Origin of the sequence: Halobacillus sp. BBL2006 (genome assembly GCF_000786645.1) — a bacterium.
Taxonomy (GTDB): domain Bacteria; phylum Bacillota; class Bacilli; order Bacillales; family Halobacillaceae; genus Halobacillus.
Map to the genome: position 1 here is coordinate 1 of NZ_JRNX01000492.1, position 4,818 is coordinate 4,818.

The window sequence follows — 4,818 nt, forward strand, 5'->3', positions numbered from 1 at the left end:
AGCTCGCCGGTTCCCCCACAGGAAAGTGTTCAAATGTGGAGACGACACGCATAAGCAGAAAATCAAAAGGAATGGGCTTTTCCATACCGTTGATTTTTCTGCTTATGACGCGAGTGTCTGGGCGTTCCAGCTAGACGAGTCCTTCCCCAACGACCTAAAATCTCGGAATCGAGTCTTTCGCAATCCTGCACGTTTGCCGAATATCTTTTAATACACTAGAGCAAAAAACGAGATTGAACTTAGTTCTGCCCAGGGGTACTTATGCATCAGCCTATGATAATTCTCTCTTTTGGATAATGATACTTCCCTTTTTTCTTATCATTTTGGAAGGTGAACAGGAACGTCAAAATTCCTATCCGTCCAAGGAACATTAATAGCATCAACACTGTTTTCCCAAATCCAGTTAAGCCAGGAGTAATGCCTAAAGACAGTCCGACAGTTCCGAATGCTGAGGTTACTTCAAAAATAAGCTCATTTAATGTAAATGTTTCACTTATTGAAAGGGCCATCACAGCAACAAAACATAAAAACAGTGCCATTAAGGTTACGACTACAGCTTTGTTTAAGTCCTGGTTATGAACTTCCCTGCGGAAAATGCGAATTTGATTGCCACCACGGGCGAAAGTCAGGATAAAAATGAGGACCAATGCGAAAGTCGTCGTTCGAATCCCTCCCCCGACACTGCTCGGGGATGCACCGATAAACATTAAGGATGACATGAAAAGCTGTGTTTGTTCAGTAAATTGATTGATATCCATCGTTGCTAAACCGCCGCTACGCGTTGTTATCGATTGGAATAAAGCATAGAAAAGAATTTCATGCCATTCTTTTCCAGAGAAAAAATAATTAAATTCTAACAATATAATAACGAATGTGCCTAGCACTATAAGGGCGAAAAATGTAATGGACGTCAACTTTGCAAACAATGAAAATTGAATAGTCTGCAGTTGATTATTATTGAGTAAGTATTGCTTCACTTCAATTAAGACAGGAAACCCAATGGCTCCTGCAATAATCAAAATCATATTGATAAATTGTACAAAGTAGTCGTCTTTAAATGGAATCAAAGATTGACCCGTAATATCAAAACCACCGTTGGTCATTGCACTAATCGTTCCAAAAAAGCCTTGCAAATAGGCTTCACCAGGCTCGTAATACCCCAAAAAGTACGTGCCCAGCGTCAGAAAACCGATCAATTCAATAAGCAAAACGACTAATATGATCTGCTGCACCATCCGTACCATACCTTGGAAACTCGTCTGATTCTGGTCGGTCATAATCAGTCGACGCTCTTTCAAACCGATTTTTTTGCCGAGGACAAGCCAGATCATCGTACCTAGAGTCATTACACCAATACCACCGAACTGAAGGACTAAAGCAAGAATAAAAACTCCCGTTGTGCTAAAGGTATCTGCAATTGGAACAGTCGTCAGACCGGTAACACTCACAGCACTGACAGCTGTAAATAGGATATCGATGAATGCCATGTTAACTCCAGGCTGATGGGCAACTGGCAAGGCAATAAGTATAGACGAAATGGTGACAGCAAATAGATAGTATACTGCGATTAATTGAAATGGCGATAATTCATTGAGCCAACGCAGGCTTTTTCTTTTCACCCACATAGAATATCTCCTTTGATGTTGCTATTTCTGGTTACTGAGTTCCATCACCATTCCTCATTATAGCAGGATGATTCTGTTCTTTCTTTAACTAGTTAGTAATAAGTAAGTCAAAGCGTTATCTGGAGGTTGATTCTGCTCCTCTGCGCTTGAATTCCTCAAGTAATTCATCTCCTTGATACCCTTCATCCAATAACTGCTTCAACGTTTTTTCGATGTTTTCCTGCTGCCGGTCGACAATCGTTCCCATAAAAATAATGTTGATGTGATTACCGATTCGGTTCAAATCTATGGGTTTGACGAGAAAAGTTGCAGGACGATTGCTCTGCTTCGTGATTTTGACCTGTACCATAATTTCTTCATTGTTATCATACATCGCTTGAAAAAACTCTTCATAATATTCGTCGACAAACGCTTCAATTACCCAGCGTCCATGGTCATCCTCACGATTAATGATCAAACCATCTTGTAGTTTGATTCGACGTTGTGTAATATCATCATTTTTTTCTTCCACAATATCCAGGGAAATTAATTTAAAGGTTTTCATAAGAACCTACCTCCGAGAGCAAATAGTCATACTATTATTATAGGGTACGGTGCCATTATGAGCAAAGGGACATTCGCCTCTAAAAAAGCCGACTTCCTAGTGGAAACCGGCGTCTATTCATCCTCCGATATAAGACATTTCGATTTTCTTTTGTTTTAATGGTTTCTTTTGGGCACGTTCTACGGAATATTGATCGTCTCTTCCTGTCCAAATTTTGATTAGCTGGGAAGTAATCGACTCATCCGATTGCCCGCTTCTGACCATTTCACGGATATCATATCCAGATGAAGCGAACAGGCAAGTGAATAATTTACCATCCGCAGACAGTCGTACACGTGTGCAACTGCTGCAAAATGCATCTGTTACCGACGATATGACTCCAATTTCCGAGTCACTGTCTGCATAACGATACCTTGAAGCCACTTCCCCATAATAATTGGCATCCAGGGGTTCTAGTGACATTTCTTCATTAATTTCTTCAATTATTTCCTTCTTAGATACGACTTCGTCCATATTCCATCCATTATGGTTACCCACATCCATAAACTCAATGAACCGCAATGTATCACCTGTTTCCTTAAAGTAGCGAGCCATAGGTAGGATTTGACTTTCATTCATGCCTTTTTTTACGACCATATTGATCTTGATTTCAAGTCCAGCTTCTCTTGCGGCCTCGATCCCTTTCAATACCGGCTTTGTTTTCACTCCGCGCCCATTCGTAATTTGGAAGACCTCATCTTCAATGGCATCAAGACTGATATTAACACGCGTCAATCCAGCTGCTTTCAATTTCTTTGCCTGTCTTACTAAAAACACGGCATTAGTTGTAACAGCGATATCCTTAATTCCATCGATTTGATTCAACCGATAAATCAATTCATCCAAGTTTTTTCTCATCAATGGCTCTCCGCCTGTTAATCGAATTTTCTCTACGCCGAATTGTGCAAAAATCTCTACCAGTCGGACGATTTCATCAAAGCTCAACAGTTCATCTCCGTGCATAAACCGATAGTCTTCACCGAATACCTCGGCAGGCATGCAGTATGTACATCGAAAATTGCATTGATCGATGACAGATATTCTTAAGTCCTTCATAGGACGTTCAAGTTGATCCAGTACGTAGTTCTTCATAACTCCGACCCCTTTCCTGTTTCAGAAGTGCCGCTGTCCCTTTTGATGCTCTAGTAATAGAGCATCGACAATGTCTCCATTTTCATAACCTCGTGTGCCGCCTTGCAGCATGATGAGGACGTCAGTATGAGCAAGGGAAGTAACAACTGCCGACTTGTCTATTCCAGCCGGTTTTACTATTACGTTCCCTTCTTCGTAATCGATAAATCCTCTAACGAAACGGGAAAAAGGATTCGCCTTTTTGAAATCTCTTCCTAACGTCGCCTGAACTCGTCGATGGTGCGCATCCTCTCTGCCTAACAACCTTTGGATAGCAGGATACGTAAACAATTCGAATCCTACATAACAAGCAGAAGGGTTTCCAGATAGACCGAAGAGTAATTTGCCCTCTGTAACAGCCACAGTCGTGACACTTCCAGGCCTCATCGCTACTTTATTGAAGAGGACTACAGCTTTTAACTGCTCATAGATTTCCGGCATCAAATCAAAGTCTCCTACAGATACCCCGCCTGTCGTGATCAACACATCGACCTCACTCAATGCCTTTTGTACAGCGTCATAACAGGTATCAAAATCGTCTTCCAGCTTTCCGAAATAGCAGGCTTCTCCCCCAGCCCGCTCAATTTGAGACAAAACCATATAGGCATTCGAGTTGCGAATCTTACCGGGAACGAGGGGTTCATCAACATCCAGCAGCTCCGTACCAGTAGCAAACACTCCTACCTTAGGCCGCTTATAAACCATGACTTCTGCATACCCGAATGTCGCAAGCAAAGCCTTTACTCCAGGATTGATTTTAGTTCCAGCCTTAACGAGGCACTCCTTCTCCTTCGTTTCAGATCCTTTTAAGATAACGTTTTGATCTTTTTCCATTGGCCGCTTCAAAGTCACCCAGGACTGCTGTTCTTTCTCATAAGTTTGGCAGATTTCAAACATCGCTACGCAGTCAGCACCTTCAGGAATCTCGGCACCTGTCATAATTCGAACAGCCTCTCCTTGTTCTATTGGCCGACTCGCTAAATGGCCTGCACCAACTGTTTCTGTCACGATAAAATGTCCTGGTTGTTCTCTTGATAAATACGTTGTATCCTCAGACCTCAACGCAAAGCCATCATAAGGGGATTTATTAAACGGCGGAACCGGATGTGTAGCAAGGATGTCCTCTGCTAATATACGATTATCACTGTGATCGATTTGAATATTCTCTTTTTCTCCTGTCGTTTGATGGTCCATGACCCTTTGTACGGCATCTTCGACAGGCATTGGTTTTCTATGTAAATTCATCCTTCTCAGCCCTTCACTTCTGAATTCATCTTTCATTGACCATAACGAACTCGCCCCCTTTTTTCAAAGGTTTTGATTACTGCTGGAATTATGTTGTTTATTTTAACTATCAGATCTCTTACATTTCTCAGGCGATTGTTGAAGACTCAGTTTCGACACTTCTTCCTATTTCCGTTAACTTGGTAAGAAAAAGGAGTTCCGGGAAATCACTCGCTTTCCATGGGCATGTGGTGA

General features: G+C 41.8%; 5 protein-coding genes. 1 reads left to right on the forward strand and 4 read right to left on the reverse strand.

From position 1 onward, the window contains the following. Positions 1–211: hypothetical protein (locus LD39_RS23620; RefSeq protein WP_035548580.1), on the forward strand; the 211-nt coding region annotated here is incomplete at its 5' end. Between the two features lie 55 nt (positions 212–266). On the opposite strand, the gene LD39_RS14540 is transcribed toward LD39_RS23620, so the two are convergent. The 4 genes from LD39_RS14540 to glp form a co-directional block, all read right to left on the reverse strand. Continuing rightward, a complete protein-coding gene (locus LD39_RS14540; RefSeq protein WP_035548583.1) occupies positions 267–1,625 on the reverse strand; it encodes a TrkH family potassium uptake protein in 1,359 nt (452 codons plus the stop codon). Between the two features lie 115 nt (positions 1,626–1,740). Further along, on the reverse strand, positions 1,741–2,169 hold the full coding sequence (locus LD39_RS14545) for a YwpF-like family protein (RefSeq protein ID WP_035548586.1): 429 nt from the start codon (positions 2,167–2,169) through the stop codon (positions 1,741–1,743). Between the two features lie 117 nt (positions 2,170–2,286). After that, positions 2,287–3,300, reverse strand: coding sequence for a GTP 3',8-cyclase MoaA (moaA, locus tag LD39_RS14550; RefSeq protein WP_035548589.1), 1,014 nt, complete (start codon positions 3,298–3,300; stop codon positions 2,287–2,289). A 21-nt stretch (positions 3,301–3,321) separates the two neighbouring features. After that, positions 3,322–4,584: a gephyrin-like molybdotransferase Glp gene (gene glp, locus LD39_RS14555; protein WP_035548591.1), complete on the reverse strand. Its 1,263-nt coding sequence runs from the start codon at positions 4,582–4,584 to the stop codon at positions 3,322–3,324. Positions 4,585–4,818 lie beyond the last annotated feature (234 nt).